At 65.9% G+C, this 14157-nt stretch carries 12 protein-coding genes; 3 read left to right on the forward strand and 9 right to left on the reverse strand.

Annotated elements, in window-relative coordinates; all coding sequences use genetic code 11:
* Positions 1–60: 60 nt before the first annotated feature.
* From GA645_RS11790 to GA645_RS11830, 9 genes are all read right to left on the reverse strand, one after another.
* Complete coding sequence (locus tag GA645_RS11790; RefSeq protein ID WP_152222915.1) at positions 61–1392, reverse strand: aspartate aminotransferase family protein; 1332 nt, start codon at positions 1390–1392, stop codon at positions 61–63.
* 88 nt (positions 1393–1480) lie between these two features.
* On the reverse strand, positions 1481–2278 hold the full coding sequence (locus GA645_RS11795; RefSeq protein WP_152222917.1) for an ABC transporter ATP-binding protein: 798 nt from the start codon (positions 2276–2278) through the stop codon (positions 1481–1483).
* A 19-nt stretch (positions 2279–2297) separates the two neighbouring features.
* Positions 2298–3011 (reverse strand): ABC transporter permease subunit, encoded by a 714-nt coding sequence (locus tag GA645_RS11800; RefSeq protein ID WP_152222919.1) that lies wholly within the window; start codon positions 3009–3011, stop codon positions 2298–2300.
* Positions 3008–3715, reverse strand: a complete 708-nt coding sequence (locus GA645_RS11805; RefSeq protein ID WP_152222921.1) for an ABC transporter permease — start codon at positions 3713–3715, stop codon at positions 3008–3010. Before GA645_RS11805 ends, GA645_RS11800 begins: the two co-directional genes overlap by 4 nt.
* A gap of 5 nt (positions 3716–3720) precedes the next feature.
* Positions 3721–5784 (reverse strand): FAD-dependent oxidoreductase, encoded by a 2064-nt coding sequence (locus GA645_RS11810; protein ID WP_152222923.1) that lies wholly within the window; start codon positions 5782–5784, stop codon positions 3721–3723.
* Positions 5785–5866: 82 nt separating this feature from the next.
* Complete coding sequence (locus GA645_RS11815; RefSeq protein WP_152222926.1) at positions 5867–6649, reverse strand: transporter substrate-binding domain-containing protein; 783 nt, start codon at positions 6647–6649, stop codon at positions 5867–5869.
* A 32-nt stretch (positions 6650–6681) separates the two neighbouring features.
* Positions 6682–8007: an acetyl ornithine aminotransferase family protein gene (locus GA645_RS11820; protein ID WP_152222928.1), complete on the reverse strand. Its 1326-nt coding sequence runs from the start codon at positions 8005–8007 to the stop codon at positions 6682–6684.
* A gap of 59 nt (positions 8008–8066) precedes the next feature.
* Entirely contained in the window at positions 8067–9638 is a 1572-nt protein-coding gene (locus GA645_RS11825; protein ID WP_152222930.1) for an aldehyde dehydrogenase family protein, read from the reverse strand.
* Between the two features lie 143 nt (positions 9639–9781).
* Complete coding sequence (locus GA645_RS11830; protein ID WP_152222932.1) at positions 9782–10738, reverse strand: GlxA family transcriptional regulator; 957 nt, start codon at positions 10736–10738, stop codon at positions 9782–9784.
* A 260-nt stretch (positions 10739–10998) separates the two neighbouring features.
* On the opposite strand from GA645_RS11830, the gene GA645_RS11835 reads away from it, so the two are divergent.
* The 3 genes from GA645_RS11835 to GA645_RS11845 all read left to right on the forward strand — a co-directional run bounded on the left by GA645_RS11835 (position 10999) and on the right by GA645_RS11845 (position 14139).
* A complete protein-coding gene (locus GA645_RS11835) occupies positions 10999–11241 on the forward strand; it encodes a DUF2790 domain-containing protein (RefSeq protein WP_152222934.1) in 243 nt (80 codons plus the stop codon).
* Positions 11242–11662: 421 nt separating this feature from the next.
* Positions 11663–12922 (forward strand): cytosine permease, encoded by a 1260-nt coding sequence (gene codB, locus GA645_RS11840; RefSeq protein ID WP_152222936.1) that lies wholly within the window; start codon positions 11663–11665, stop codon positions 12920–12922.
* Positions 12919–14139 (forward strand): PucR family transcriptional regulator, encoded by a 1221-nt coding sequence (locus tag GA645_RS11845; RefSeq protein WP_152222938.1) that lies wholly within the window; start codon positions 12919–12921, stop codon positions 14137–14139. The genes codB and GA645_RS11845 overlap by 4 nt, the downstream gene beginning before the upstream one ends.
* Positions 14140–14157: the final 18 nt, after the last annotated feature.

Genomic DNA, 14157 nt, shown 5'->3' on the forward strand with positions numbered 1-14157 from the left:
GTGAGGCTTGCTCGGAACACTAAAGGCCGCGTTGCACGGCCAGGCGCTGCTGTAGTGAACTCAGCGGAGGCCGGCGATGCTTTCGTCCAGCGCTCCGGCGAGCGTCTCCACGGCCTGCTGCAACTGCTCCTCACTGCTGATGAAAGGCGGGGCGAGCAGCACGTGGTCGCCGTTGATGCCGTCGACGGTGCCGCCGGACGGGTAGCAGATCAGACCGCGCGACTGGGCTGCCTGCTTGATGCGCGCATGCAGCCGTCGATCTGCCGGGAAGGGCTGGGCGGTATCGCGTCGGGCGACCAGCTCGATGGCCTGGAACAGGCCGCGGCCGCGAATGTCGCCGACATGTGGATGATCGGCGAAGCGTTCCTGCAGCTGGCCACGGAGGAATTCCCCGCGCTGGCGCACCTGGGCGCAGAGGTTCTGTTCGATGATTTCGCGCTGTACCGCCAGTGCGGCGGCGCATGCCAACGGATGGCCAATGTAGGTGTGGCCGTGCTGGAAGCTCCCGCTGCCACGGGTGATGGCGTCGACGATGCGGTCGCTGGCCATCACCGCGCCGATGGGCTGGTAGCCGCCGCCGAGTCCCTTGGCCAGGGTCAGCAGGTCGGGTACCACGCCTTCGACACTGAAAGCGTGGTAGTGGCCGGTACGGCCGATGCCGCACATCACCTCATCGAGGATCAGCAGCACACCGTAGCGGTCGCACACTTCGCGCATGCCCCGCAGGTAGCCCGGCAGCGGCTCCAGGGCGCCGGAGGTCGCGCCCACCACGGTTTCGGCAACGAATGCGGCGACCCGCTCGGGGCCGAGTTCCAGCAGGCACTGCTCGAATTCGGCCACCAGTCGGGCAACGTAGTCCGCATCGCTTTCGCCGGCCTGGCGATAGCGGTAGGGGTAGCAGGGCGACACCTGGGTGCTGGGCATCAGCAGCGGTTCGTAGAGTTTGCGCCGTGGCAGGTTGCCGCCGATGGCCAGCGCGCCCAGGGTGTTGCCGTGATAGCTCTGACGGCGCGAGACGAACTGCACGCGCTGCGGTTCGCCATTCTCGACATGGAACTGGCGGGCCATCTTCAGCGCGGTTTCCATGGCCTCGGACCCGCCCGAGAGGAAATACACATTGCCCAGCTCGGCGGGGCTCTGGCTGGCCAGCAGGCTTGCCAGCCGCTCGGCGGGCTCGCTGGTGAAGAAGCTGGTATGGGCGTATTCCAGCTTGTCCATCTGTTCGCGGATCGCCGCGATCACCGCCGGATGGCCGTGGCCCAGGCACGAAACCGCGGCACCACCGGAACCATCGAAGTAGCGACGACCGTGGGCATCGAACAGGTAGCAGCCTTCACCGCGCAGGGCGACCTGCAGCGGCTGGGCGGGAGCGCGATGGAAGATGTGTGTCATGGCGGTGTCCTTGTCTGCTCGGGCAGCGGCGAAAGCGTCTGGAATTATCTGATTCATTTTTGCTTGGTGTGATTCATATGTTTCATTTTCAGGCGCAGGCCAGGCTGCTGCTGCCCCGTTGCAGGGCACCGCTGAGGAAGGTCTGCAGGCGCTCGCTGCGCGGTGCCTGGAACAGGCGCGAAGGCGGGCCCTGTTCCTCGATGCGGCCCTGGTGCAGGAAGATCACCTCGCTGGAGACCTCGCGGGCGAAGCCCATTTCGTGGGTCACCATGATCATGGTGCGGCCCTCGCTGGCCAGGCCCTTGATCACTCCGAGCACCTCTCCGACCAACTCCGGGTCCAGCGCCGAGGTGGGTTCGTCGAGCAGGATCATTTCCGGGTCCACGGCCAGGGCGCGGGCGATGGCGACGCGCTGCTGCTGGCCGCCGGAGAGTTGCGCGGGATAGCTGCGGGCGAATCGCTCCGGGTCCATGTGCACCTTGCGCAGACAGCTCAGCGCCTTCTCCGTGGCCTGGGCGCGACTCAGGCCCTGGACGCGCATCGGCGCGGCGATGACGTTGTCGAGCACGGTCAGGTGCGCCCACAGGTTGAAGTTCTGGAACACCATCGCCAACTGTGTGCGCAGGTGCCGCAGCTGCCGGCCGTCTTTGACTTGCAGGCTGCCGTCGTGCAGGCGTTTCATCGCCAGCGGTTGGCCGTCCCAGATGATTTCACCGGCATTCGGCCGTTCCAGCAGGTTGAGGCAACGCAGGAAGGTGCTCTTGCCCGATCCGCTGGAGCCGATCAGGGTGATCACGTCGCCGGGGTTGGCCACCAGCGAGACGCCCTTGAGCACTTCGTGGTCGCCATAGCGTTTGTGGATGTCATTGACCTTCAGGGTCGGCATGTCGGGTCTCCGTGGGATGTCAGGCGGCGCGCGGGCGCAGGTAGGCGAGCCAGCGGTGCTCGGCGAAGCGGAAGAGCAGGAAGATCAGGCTGGTGAACGCCGCATAGAGCAGCAGCGCGGCGATGTAGGCCTCGTAGGGCGAGGCGTAGCGCATGCTGATCGAGCGGCTCACACCGGCCAGGTCGAGCAGGGTGATGCTCGATGCCAATGCGGTGGCGTGCAGGGTCAGGATCACCTCGTTGCTGTAGGCCGGAATCGCTCGACGCATGGCCCCCGGAAGAACGATGTGGACCATTTGCGCCCAGCGGGTCATGCCCATTGCGCGTGCTGCCTCGATCTCGCCATGGAAGGTCTTGAGGATGCAGCCGGCGAGGATCTCGATGGTGTAGGCGGCGGTGTTCAGGGCCAAGGCCAGCCAGGCGCAGACGTAGGCCTCGCGCAGGTACTGCCAGGCCCAGCCATTGCGGATCCAGGAAATTTCCGCCAGGCCGAAGTAGATGATGTAGATCTGCACCAGCAGTGGCGTGCCGCGCATGACGTAGGTGAACAGCCACACCGGCGCGCGCAACCAGGGGTTGCCGGAGGCGCGCAGCAGCGAAAGCGGAATCGCCAGCGCCAGCCCGACCAGCAGTGAAACGAGGAACAGCTGGACTGTCAGCAGCAGGCCGGTGGTACGGACACCGTCGCTGAACAGGAAGAGTTGCAGGTTATCCAGAACCAGTTGCCAGTTCACAGGGTGATCTCCTTGCTGCCTGCCGCATAGCGTGCGGCCAGCAGGCGCAGCACGAGTACCGACAGGGTGCTCAGCAGTAGATAGATAAAGGCCGCCACCAGCAGCAGTTCCAGACCGTGACCGGTGGCCTTGCCGGCGGCTCGGGAAAGGAAGATCAGCTCATTGAGACTGACCATCGAGGTGATGGCCGTGGCCTTGAGCATCACCAGCCAGTTGTTGCCGATGCCGGGCAGGGCGTAGCGCATCATCTGCGGGAAGACGATGTGGAAGAACACCTGCAGGCGTCCGAAGCCGAAGGCCAGGGCCGACTCGGCCTGACCCTTGTCGACCGCGAGGAAGGCGCCGCGAAAGGTTTCCGCGAGATAGGCCGAATAGATCACGCCAAGAATCGTCACGCTGGCGACGAAGGCGTCGATATCCACGTTGGACACGCCCAGGCGCTGGGTCAGCAGGTTCAGCGCGGTCTGGCCGCCGTAGTAGAGGAACAGCAGCCAGACGAAGTCCGGCCCGCTGCGCATCAGGGTGGTGAAGACCGTTGCCGTCCGGGCCAGCGGACGCCAGCGCGACAGTTTGCCGGCGGCTACCAGCAGCCCCAGCAGCAGCGCCACGGCCAGCGAGCACAGGCCGACCTTGATGGTCACCAGGGTGCCGGCGAGGATGCTGTCGGCGTAGCCATACAGCCATTGGTTGGAAATAGTCTGCATGGTGCTCACTCCCGGGCGATCAGCGGCAGTTCACGGGCGTACTCGTGTGGGAGGCGGTCGCTGTCGAGGTAACGGGCGTACTTGTGCCCCTGGTAGACCGCCGCCGCGATGGTTGCCGGTGCCTGGCAGTCGCCGACCAGGCGCAGGGAATCGATGCCGGCCTCGCGCATCGCCTGGGGCTGCGCGTCCAGTTCGAGGAACAGGCGGTCATCGGGCAGCCGCGCGGTCACGCTGACCACGCTGGCGCAGGCCAGCTGCCGACGCCGGCCGGTGACTTCGCAGACCAGTTCCACGTGCGCACCGTCGAAAGCGACGAGGTTGTGGTGGCGGACGATCTGCACGCCCAGTTCGAGCAGGCGCCGCAGGATGGCGGTGGACTCCAGGGTGTTGGCGGTCCAGGAGGCGACTTGCATGGCCGGTGTCACCAGCGTGACGGCCAGGCCCCATTCGATGCAGCGTTCGGCCAGCACCCCGGCCATGTAGTAGTGGTCGTCGTCGAAGATCACCACCGGTCCCTCGGGCCGCCGGCCGGCCATCAGGTCATCGGGGGTGAACACCTTTGCCGAGTCGAAGCCTGGCAGCGCCCAGCCATTGGCCCGGCCAACGCCGTCGCGGCGCCAGTGCGAGCCGGTGGCGATGGCCACGTGGCCGGCGCCGAATTCGAGGATGTCGGCGGCAGACAGGGGGCTGTCGAGGTAGAGATTGACATTGGCCATGGGCTGCAATTGGCCGACACGCCAGTCGCGCACCCGCGCCCACTCGCGCAGGCCGGGCAGAGCGGATTCGTGCAGCACTCGGCCGCCAAGCTCCGAGGTGGCCTCCGACAGATGCACTTCATACCCGCGCCGTGCAGCGGCGAGCGCCGCTTCCAGGCCGGCCGGCCCGCCACCAACGACCAGTATGGTGCGCTCCGATCCACGTGGCGGAATCTTCTCCGGGTGCCAGCCACGGCGCCATTCCTCGCCCATGGTGGGATTCTGCGTGCAGCGAAGGTTGCTGCTGCTGTAGTCGCTGGAGACACAGATGTTGCAGCCGATGCATTCACGGATGTCGTCGATGTCGCCGCGCTCGATCTTGCTCGGCAGGAACGGATCGGCAATCGAGGGCCGCGCCGCGCCAATGAAATCCATTACCCCGCGGCGGATCTGGCTGACCATGGTGTCGGGCGAGGTGAAGCGGCCCACCCCGACCACCGGCTTGCTGGTCAGGGTCTTGACGAAGGCGGTGTATTCCTCCTGGTAACCTTCCTTCTTGAAGCGCGACGTGGCGCTGTCGTTGCTCCACGCGCTGACGTTCACATCCCACAGGTCCGGCAGTTCGGCGAGCATCGCGATGATGTCGCGGCCTTCTTCGGCGCTGACGATGCCGTCCGGGCCGAGCAGCTCCTCCACGCCCAGGCGTACCGCTACTGCGCAGCGGTCGCCGACTGCCTCCTTGGTGTCCTCGATCAGCTCGCGCAGCAGACGCACGCGGTTTTCCAGGCTGCCGCCATACTCGTCGCAGCGGTCGTTCTTGCGCCGCTGCAGGAAGTGCATTGGCAGACCCAGGTCGTGGGAGGCGTAGACGTACACCAGGTCGAACTCGGCGCGCTTGGCCCGCAGCGCGGCCTGGCGGTGCCACTGGCGCAGCTCGCGGATGTCGCTCTTGCTCATGGCTCGCGCTTGAACCGGCGCATGGTAGGTGATGGGTCGGTGCGAGGGGCCGATCGGCACCTCCCGGCTATCGTAGTTCGCGCAGGTGGGACCGTGATGCATGATCTCGATGCCCGCGAGGGCGCCGTATTCATGCACCGCGTCGGCCATCAGCGCGAGCGCCGGGATATCCAGGTCGCTCCACAGGCGGCCTTCGTGGAACGGCGAACAGTCGCTGGTGGGATGAATTTCCACCTCCTCGGTGCAGATCACACCCCAACCGCCTTCCGCCTTCACCCGCCGCAGCTCGGCGAGTCCGCGCGGCTGGGTCCAGCCCATGCCATTGCAATGCGAGACCTGGAAGAATCGGTTCTTCGCGGTGACCGGGCCGATGCGCTGCGGCTCGAACAGAATGTCGTAACGTGGATCACGGGACACGCGATACCCCCTCGGCCGTGCGTGCGGCCGATCTTGTTCTTGTGAGTGGGGGCGGCCCGTCAGCGGGCCGCTATGGCAGGGATCAGAGGATTTCTACGTCGAAGTACTTCTTGCGCAGTTGCTCGTAGGTACCGTTGCGGATGATCTCGGCCAGTGCCTGGTCCATGGCCTGGCGCAGCTCCTGGTCTTCCTTGCGCAGCCCGATGCCTTGTCCGGCGCCGAAGTAGGCGGGATCGCCGACCTGCTGGCCGACCAGGGCGAAACCCTGGCCCTGGGGCTTCTTGATGAAGCCCTCGAGACCGGGAATGGTGTCCTGGAGAGTGGCGTCCAGGCGGCCATTGACCAGGTCCATGTAGGCTTCTTCCAGCGACGGATAGCTGACGATTTCCGCACCGGCCTTGGCCAGTACTTCCTTGGCGTAGCGCTCGTGGGTCGTCTCGCGCTGCACGCCCAGGCGCACTCCCTTCAGCGTCTCCGGCCTGGCAGCGTCATACGCTGCACCGGCCTTGGCGATAACCTGGACGTTGCTGCTGTAGTACTTGCTGGTGAAGGCAATCTTCTGCTCACGCTCCGGCGTGATGGTCATCGAGGCGACGATGGCGTCGAACTTGCCCGCCAGCAGCGCCGGGATCATCCCATCCCAGTCCTGGATGGCCCAGGTGCAGCGCGCATGCAGCTGGGCGCAGAGGGCGTTGCCGATATCCACGTCGAAACCCTTCGGCTGGCCATTCGGCCCCATCTCGTTGAAGGGGGAATAGGCGCCTTCGGTAGCCAGGCGGATTTCCTTCCAATCCTTCGCCTGGGCGCCTCCGTGCAGCAGGGCGAGACTCAGGGTGGCGACCATCAATCCATGCAATCTTTTCATCGTTGCTTCCTCGTTGGACTGGATGGGCGCGTTCAGGCGCCCAGGGTTTGTTCGATGGCGGCGTCGAGCAGTGCCAGGGCTTCGTCGCAGGTCGCCCGGTCGATCATCAGTGGCGGCATCAGACGCAGCGTGCTGACTCCGCAGGTGAGCAGCAGCAGGCCCTGGCGCCAGGCGTTGTGCAGCAGGCGTTCCGCGAACTCCCGGGCTGGCTTGCGCGTACGGCTGTCAGTGACCAGCTCGACGCCGATCATCAGGCCCTTGCCGCGGACATCGGCGATCAGTTCCGGGTAGCGCCGTTGCAGATCGCGCAGACGCTCCAGCAGGTAATCGCCCATGGCGGCAGCGTTCTGCATGTAGCCGTTCTCGATCAGCGCCAGGGTTGCCGAGGCTGCGGCGCAGCAAAGTGGGTTGCCACCGTAGGTGTTGCCATGGGCGCCGCGTTTCCATTGCTGCATCAGGGTCTTCTTCGCTGCCACAAGACCGATTGGCAGGCCGGAGCCCAGGCCCTTGGCCATGGTCACGATGTCCGGTTTCAGGCCCCAGTGCTCGCAGGCGAACATCTTCCCCGTGCGGCCGGCGCCGGACTGCACTTCGTCAGCGATCAGCAGGATGCCGTGACGGTCGCACAGCGCGCGCAGGCCGGCGAGGAAACCTTCAGGCGGCAGCAGGTAGCCGCCTTCGCCCTGGATCGGTTCGAGCAGGATGGCCGCGACCTCGTGGGCCGGCACGTTGCTCTGGAACAGCACGTTCTCCAGGTAGTCCAGCACTGCCTGGCCCTGGTCGACTCCGGCCAGCAATGGGCGCAGGTTGTTCGGGTAGGGGATATGGGTGACCCCGGGCATGCCGGGGAAGAAACCGGCCTGCTGGGTGTACTTGCTGGCGGTGAACGACAGCGAGCCCATGGTGCGTCCGTGGAAGCCACCGATGAAGCCGATGAAGCGCTGCCGGCCGGTGACGTAGCGCGCCAGTTTCAGCGCACCTTCCACGGCTTCGGTGCCGGAGTTGCAGAAGAAGGTCATGGCGGGTTCGCCAAAGGGCGCCAGACGATTGATGGTTTCGGCCAGGCGGATCTGTTCCTCGTGCCAGTAATCAGAGGAAATGTGCAGGAACTTGTCGGCGGCCTGTTTCACCGCGTCGACCACTTGCGGATGGCTGTGGCCGGTGGAGCACACGGCGATACCGGCGGCGAAGTCGAGGAAGCGGTTGCCGTCGACATCCCAGACTTCCGCACCGCGGCCGTGGCTCATGACGAAGGGGTAATCGCGAGGGTAGGACGGGGAAACGACGGCGGTGTCGCGCTCGATCATGGCCTGGGCCTTGGGGCCGGGCAGGGCGGTGACGATGTGCTGGATGGACATGGAACACTCCTGAAATACGTGCATGAAGGCGGCGCCGCGATCGGCGCGGAGAGGCTGGGTTAGTCGACGCGGGTCTGCGACTGTTCGCGCAGGTACTGCGGCAAGTAGTAGAACGAGGCGATCGCCTTGCCGGTGTTGCCCGAACCCTTCCAGCCGCCGAAGGGCTGGTAGCCGGGCCACGCGCCGGTGGTCGCGCCCTGCGGGCGGTTGGCGTAGGTAACGCCGGCCTCGATGTGCTCGAAGAACCAGTCGGTCTCGCTGGCGCTGCCGTAGAACCCGGCGGTGAGGCCATAGGGGCTGTCATTGGCCTCTGCGAGTGCCTGTTCCAGGTTGGATACCCGGGCGAGCATGGCGATGGGCAGGAACATCTCGACTTTCCACAGTGGGTGATCGAGTGGTGCCTCGGCGAGGGTCGGCGCGCAGTACAGGCCATCGGCGAAGCCCTCGCCACGCAACTGTTCGCCACCGGCGAGCAAGCGTGCGCCGTGCTGCTGCAGCTGCTTGCTGTAGCCGGCGAAGTCGTCATAGGCCGCGCGCGTTGCCACCGGTCCCATCCAGTGGGCGCGCTGGGCCGGATCACCGATGCGGATCGTGGCGATCTGTTGCACCAGGCGTTCGATCAGGGCATCGGCCACTGCTTCCTCGACATAGATGCGCGACAGCGCCGAACATTTCTGGCCTTGCATGCCGTAGGCCGAACGCAGGATGCCCAGCGTCGCCCGCTCCAGGTCGGCGTGGCGGCTGACGATCACCGCATTCTTGCCGCCCATTTCGGCGATGCACGGCCGCGGATAGTCTCGCGCCAATTGGGCGCGGGCGATGCCCATGCCAGTTTCATAGGAGCCGGTGAAGGTGATGCCGGCCGTATCCTCGTGCTCGACCAGGGCCCGGCCGGCGACGCGCCCGCTGCCGCACAGGTAGTTGAATACACCATCGGGGATGCCGGCATCGCGGATGCATTCGGCGAGCAGCCGTCCGGCCCAGGGAGTTTCGCTGGCGCCCTTGAGTACCACGCAGTTGCCGGTGACCAGTGCGGCGCTGGTGGGACCGCCGGCCAGGGCAAAGGGGAAGTTGTACGGGGCGATGACCACCCAGGCCCCATAGGGTTTGAGAATGCTGCGGTTGCGGCTGGTGAAGTCGCTCAGCGGGTCGTTCGGCAGCGCATGGTCGAAGCCCTGATTCTGCTCCATCAGGTCGCTGTAGTGATCGAAGAAGACGGCGGTTTCCTGGACCTCGCCGAGTGCCTCCATACGATTCTTGCCAGTCTCCAGGCTGACTGCGGCGGCGATATGGTAGACCCGCTCTTCGATCAGCCGGGCCACCCGGCGCATCAGCTCGATACGTTGCTGCCATGGCATTGCGCGCCAGGCGGGGAAGGCGCTGCGGGCGGCGGCGAGGGCGGCGTCGACCTGCTCGCGCTCGGCTACATGGAAACGCCCCAGCAGCAGGTTCTGATCGACCGGGCTGCGCTTTTCCAGCGGAGCGGCAGCGAACACGTCCTTGCCGTCGATGAACAGCGCGTGATCGCGCCCAAGATCCGCCCTGACCTCGTCCAGGGCCCGCTCGAAGCGCTCGTGCAGGGCCGCTGGCGGGGCATACATGGTCGAATAGGTCAGCTTGAAGTCGGTCATTGTTATTGTCCTCACGCACCCGGGGGTGCGCTGATCGTGTGGTGACGTTGCGAGGCAAATGAAACACTTGGATCATTATCGTGTCAAGTGAATCATTTGTGTGATTCGCACGCCGCCGCGCCAGCCTTGCAAGCGGTTTTCGATCAGGCGCGCCGGAAGCGCTCGCGGTATTCGCTGGGCGTCACCCCCAGCCGCTGCACGAACACCCGCCGCATCCGCGCCGCGCTGCCGAAGCCGCAGCGCCAGGCGATCACTTTCAATGCCAGGTCACTGCCTTCCAGCAATCCGCGCGCCGCGTCGATGCGGGCGCGCTGGACGAATTCCGCCGGCGTCACACCGGCTTCGCGCACGAAGATACGGGCGAAGCTGCGCGGGCTCATCGCCACTTCGGCGGCCAGTTGCGGCACGCCCAGGGGCTGGTCGAGGTTTTCCTGCACATGGCGCTGGATGCGCGCGACGGGCGAAGTCTCATCCGCCGGTGCCTGGAGGAAGGGGCTGAACTGCGACTGCCCGCCCTGACGCTGGGCCACCACCAGCAGGCGCTTGGCCACCGACAGCGCCACCGCCGCGCCGTGGTCTTCGGCGACCAGGGCCAGCGCCAGATCGATACCGGCCGTGACGCCCGCCGAGGTCGCCAGCGCACCATCGCGAACATGGATGCGGTCCGGCTCCACTTGCGCCTGCGGGAAGCGTTCAGCCAGCCGCCGCGCATCGCTCCAATGGGTGGTCACGCGCCTGCCATCGAGCAGCCCCGCGTGGCCGAGGAGGAAGGCGCCGGTGCAGATCGAGCCGTAGCGGGGTGCCTGGGCACAGGCGGTGCGCAGCCAGTCGAGCAGTTCGGCGCTGGGCGTTTCCTCAGGTAATTTCGGGCCACCGGGAACCAGCAGGATATCGGCGGCAAGCCCCTGTTCGAGGCTGAAGTCGGCGCCCAGCCACTGCCCATTGGAGGCGCGCAAGGGCAGGGGTGGTGCGGCAAGGGTGACGACCTGGTAACCCTGGCCGGGTGGCACGAATGCGTTGGCTTCGGCGAACACGTCCAGCGGCCCGGAAACGTCCAGCGCCTGGACGCCGGGGAACAGCAGCATGGCCACGCGTTTCATGGCGTCTTCCGATCCGATCGATGGCTCTCATTCTTGCGGCTCGCCGATGTGGCTGCAATCGCTCAAGGCGTGCAAATTTTGCCAGTTCGCCTTCGAATGGCGACACAATCGACCAGACAGTGCCTGCTCAGCGCCGCATTGTTGCGATATCCGCAGGATTCCATTGTCGAAGCCGCGCTGTGCCACAGGCGGCCGTTCGACTAGATTTTCAGTTGTGGGCCACGAATGGCGCGACCCGCGTGATCGTTGAGGCTGCTGCCATGAAATCCGCCCTATCCCTTCTGTTCGCCGTCCCCGCCGTGCTGCTTTCCATCACCGCCTTTGCCGAAGAGGCGCCTGTCTATCACTACGGCATGCCGCTGGACGTGGCGAAGGTGCTGCGTATCGAGCAGCCCAACGAACGCTGCGAAGTCAGCCTGGCCACCATGACCTACCTGGACTCCCACGGGCAGGTCCATGCCGTGCGCTACCTGCGCCAGACTGCGCGCTGCAGCGACGTCTGAGCCGCGCGGCAGAGGGTGTAACGGCTAGGCGAGTCTCGCTGAACGCTCGGAACTCAAGTCAGGGTTTCGTCAGATTTGGTGCGAAAAAGCTGCATCGTGCCCCGAAAATCCGCACAATGCACATTTGAGCTATCTTGAAACGCCGTTATACCCACCGGAAGTGTGCATTGTGAACAGTTCACAATGTTCGACATGCGCCGCGTCGTTCCTGATTGGCTTTTCCGGCCCGCTATTTGCTATGGGCCGGGAGTCCATAGAGCTGGTTTGCAATCTTGCGAGCTAGAGCCGTAGGAGGCGGCAAGCGCCCGAAGAGCGGAGTTTACGTTCTGTAAATGAGCATCTGAGGGCGCTTGCCAACGCCCTACGGCCGACGCGCAGCAGATTGCAAGCGGGCTCTCAACCAATCCCGCGGAGATACCGGATGACTTCCCCCAGTGAATTCCCCCTGAGCGCGACGCCCAGGGAAGGGCGCAAAGGCCTGCTGCCCATCGCCATGGTCCTGTTCAGCTTCACCTTCTTCACCGGCACCATGTTCGCCGGCGGCAAGATCGGCATGGCCTTCGACTTCGTCGACATGCTCTGGGTTGCCTTCATCGGCAACGTGCTGCTCGCCGTCTACGCTGCCGCCCTGGGCCTGATCGCCTCGCGCAGCGGCCTGAACACCGTGCTGATGGGCCGCTTCTGCTTCGGCGAGCGCGGCAGCAAGCTGTCCGACTTCCTCCTTGGCTTCGCAGAACTGGGCTGGTACGCCTGGGGCACCGCCACCGTGGCCATCGTGCTGGTGAAGATGCTGGCCCTGCCGGAGTGGCTGAACATCCCGCTGATGGTGGTGTTCGGCCTGCTGTTCTCGATCACCGCGATCATCGGCTTCAAGGGCCTGGACATCATGTCCCGCGTGTCGGTGCCGCTGATGTTCATCCTGCTGGTGGCGTCCATGGTCATCGCCACCAACCACGCCGGTGGCTGGAGCGGCCTGCTGGCGAAGGAACCGAGCCAGACCTTGACCTTCTCCGCCGCCGTGACCATGGTCTTCGGCACCTTTGCCAGTGGCGCGACCCAGGCCACCAACTGGACCCGCATGGCCCGCAGCGGGCGCATCGCGGTGATCGCCAGCGTGGTCGCCTTCCTCATCGGCAACGGCCTGATGATCGTCGCCGGCGCCTGGTGCGCCATCGTCTACCAGAACGCCGACATCGTCGAAGTGATGGTGCTGCAGGGCCTGTCCTTCGCCGCGGTGATCATGCTCTGCCTGAACCTCTGGACCATCCAGGGGCCGACCATCTACAACGTCTCCGCCGCCGCCTGCCACCTGGTGCGCAGCGAGCGCCGCCGCACCATGACCCTGGTCGCCGCCGGCATCGGCATCATCCTCGCCATCGGTGGCATGTACGAATGGCTGATCCCGTTCCTGGTGCTGCTGGGCTCGATCATCCCGCCGCTGGGTGGCGTGATCATGGCCGACTACTGGTACCGCAACCGCGGCGAGTATCCGGCGCTGGTGGGCAGCCACATCCCGGCATTCAACGTGACCGGCCTCGCGTCCTACGCGGTCGGCGCAGGTCTCGCCTACGCCTCGCCGTGGATCGCGCCGCTGGTGGGCATCGCCGCTTCGGCCGTCTGCTACATCGTCCTCACCGAAGTCACCCGCGCCCGCGCGCCGGTGGCCGAGCCGCGCGCTTGAGCCTGAGCGTCGAGGAAATCCTCCGTCTGCCGGGGCTGGAGAGCCTCGCGCTGCGGGCTGGCGCGCGCAACGTGCATCGCAGCGTGCGCTGGTCCTACGTGGCGGAGAACGTCGGCATCGCCGACTGGGTGATGGGCGGCGAGCTGGTGTTCGTCACCGGCATCAACCACAGCCGTGACGAAGCCAACCTGCTACAGCTGGTGCGCGAAGGCGTCGCCAGCGGCATCGCCGGCATCGTCATCCTCACCGGCGACGAGTTCATCCAGCGCATTCCGCCGTCCGTGGTTCATCTGGCCGAAGCGGAAGGCCTGCCGCTGATCGAGCAGCCCTACGCGCTGAAGATGGTCATCGTCACCCACCTGATCGGCACGGCGCTGGTGCAGATGACCCAGGTGAAGACCTCGCGCCGCGACATCCTCGGCCAGCTGCTCAGCGGCGATTACCCGAGCCTGGAGATCGTTCGCCGCCGCGCCCGGCATCTGGAGCTGCCGCTGGAGACGCCGCGTCGCCTGGTGGCGCTGCGGTTGTCCGGCGTCGACACACTGTTCCAGCAGCAGGAACCGGAAGAGGCCGAGCGCGTGCTGCAGCTGACCCGCCAGCACCTGCTCGACCATCTGGAGAGCTGGCAGCAGGAGCGCCCCAAGCGCCTGCCGGTGGTGATCCAGGGCGACCTGTTCGTCCTCCTGCTGGGCGATTCCGGTAGTGCCGAACGCGCCGAACTGCACTCCCTGGCCGCCGAGCTGCAACAGGAACTGGCGCCGCTGCGGGCCTATCTCGGTTTGTCAGCCCGCGCCGATTCCTGCGCCGAATTCTCCCGCGCGCTGCTCGAAGCCCGCCAGGCGCTGGACGTCGCCGAAGGCATGCAGGCGCCCGGAGGACTCTGCGACTACCGTGAGCTGGGCGTATTGCGCCTGCTGCGGGCGATCCCCGATCGGGCGGTGGTCGAGCAGTTCATGAAGGACACCCTCGGCCCGCTCTCGGAGCCGGGCCGCAAACAGCCGCACCTGCTGATCGAGACGCTCGACGCGCTCGTCCAGGAGAACGGCAACGCGCTCAAGGCGGCACAGCGCCTGGGCATCCACCGTAACACCCTGAACCAGCGGGTCGCGCGCATCGAGGCCCTGAGCGGCCAGTCCCTGGACGACGCGCAATTCCGCCTGAATACCTCCGTGGCGCTGCTCATCTGGCGCATGTCCAACGCGCCGCGCCACGAATAGCCTGAGAGGAATAACCAG

The organism is Pseudomonas sp. SCB32 (genome assembly GCF_009189165.1).
Classification (GTDB): Bacteria; Pseudomonadota; Gammaproteobacteria; order Pseudomonadales; family Pseudomonadaceae; genus Pseudomonas.

What these genes read in the sequence shown, in the direction of transcription:
- GA645_RS11790 (WP_152222915.1), bottom strand. Translation starts at nt 1,392, where the DNA reads ATGACACACATCTTCCATCGCGCTCCCGCCCAGCCGCTGCAGGTCGCC.
- GA645_RS11795 (WP_152222917.1), bottom strand. Translation starts at nt 2,278, where the DNA reads ATGCCGACCCTGAAGGTCAATGACATCCACAAACGCTATGGCGACCAC.
- GA645_RS11805 (WP_152222921.1), bottom strand. Translation starts at nt 3,715, where the DNA reads ATGCAGACTATTTCCAACCAATGGCTGTATGGCTACGCCGACAGCATC.
- GA645_RS11815 (WP_152222926.1), bottom strand. Translation starts at nt 6,649, where the DNA reads ATGAAAAGATTGCATGGATTGATGGTCGCCACCCTGAGTCTCGCCCTG.
- GA645_RS11820 (WP_152222928.1), bottom strand. Translation starts at nt 8,007, where the DNA reads ATGTCCATCCAGCACATCGTCACCGCCCTGCCCGGCCCCAAGGCCCAG.
- GA645_RS11825 (WP_152222930.1), bottom strand. Translation starts at nt 9,638, where the DNA reads ATGACCGACTTCAAGCTGACCTATTCGACCATGTATGCCCCGCCAGCG.
- GA645_RS11830 (WP_152222932.1), bottom strand. Translation starts at nt 10,738, where the DNA reads ATGAAACGCGTGGCCATGCTGCTGTTCCCCGGCGTCCAGGCGCTGGAC.
- GA645_RS11835 (WP_152222934.1), top strand. Translation starts at nt 10,999, where the DNA reads ATGAAATCCGCCCTATCCCTTCTGTTCGCCGTCCCCGCCGTGCTGCTT.
- codB (WP_152222936.1), top strand. Translation starts at nt 11,663, where the DNA reads ATGACTTCCCCCAGTGAATTCCCCCTGAGCGCGACGCCCAGGGAAGGG.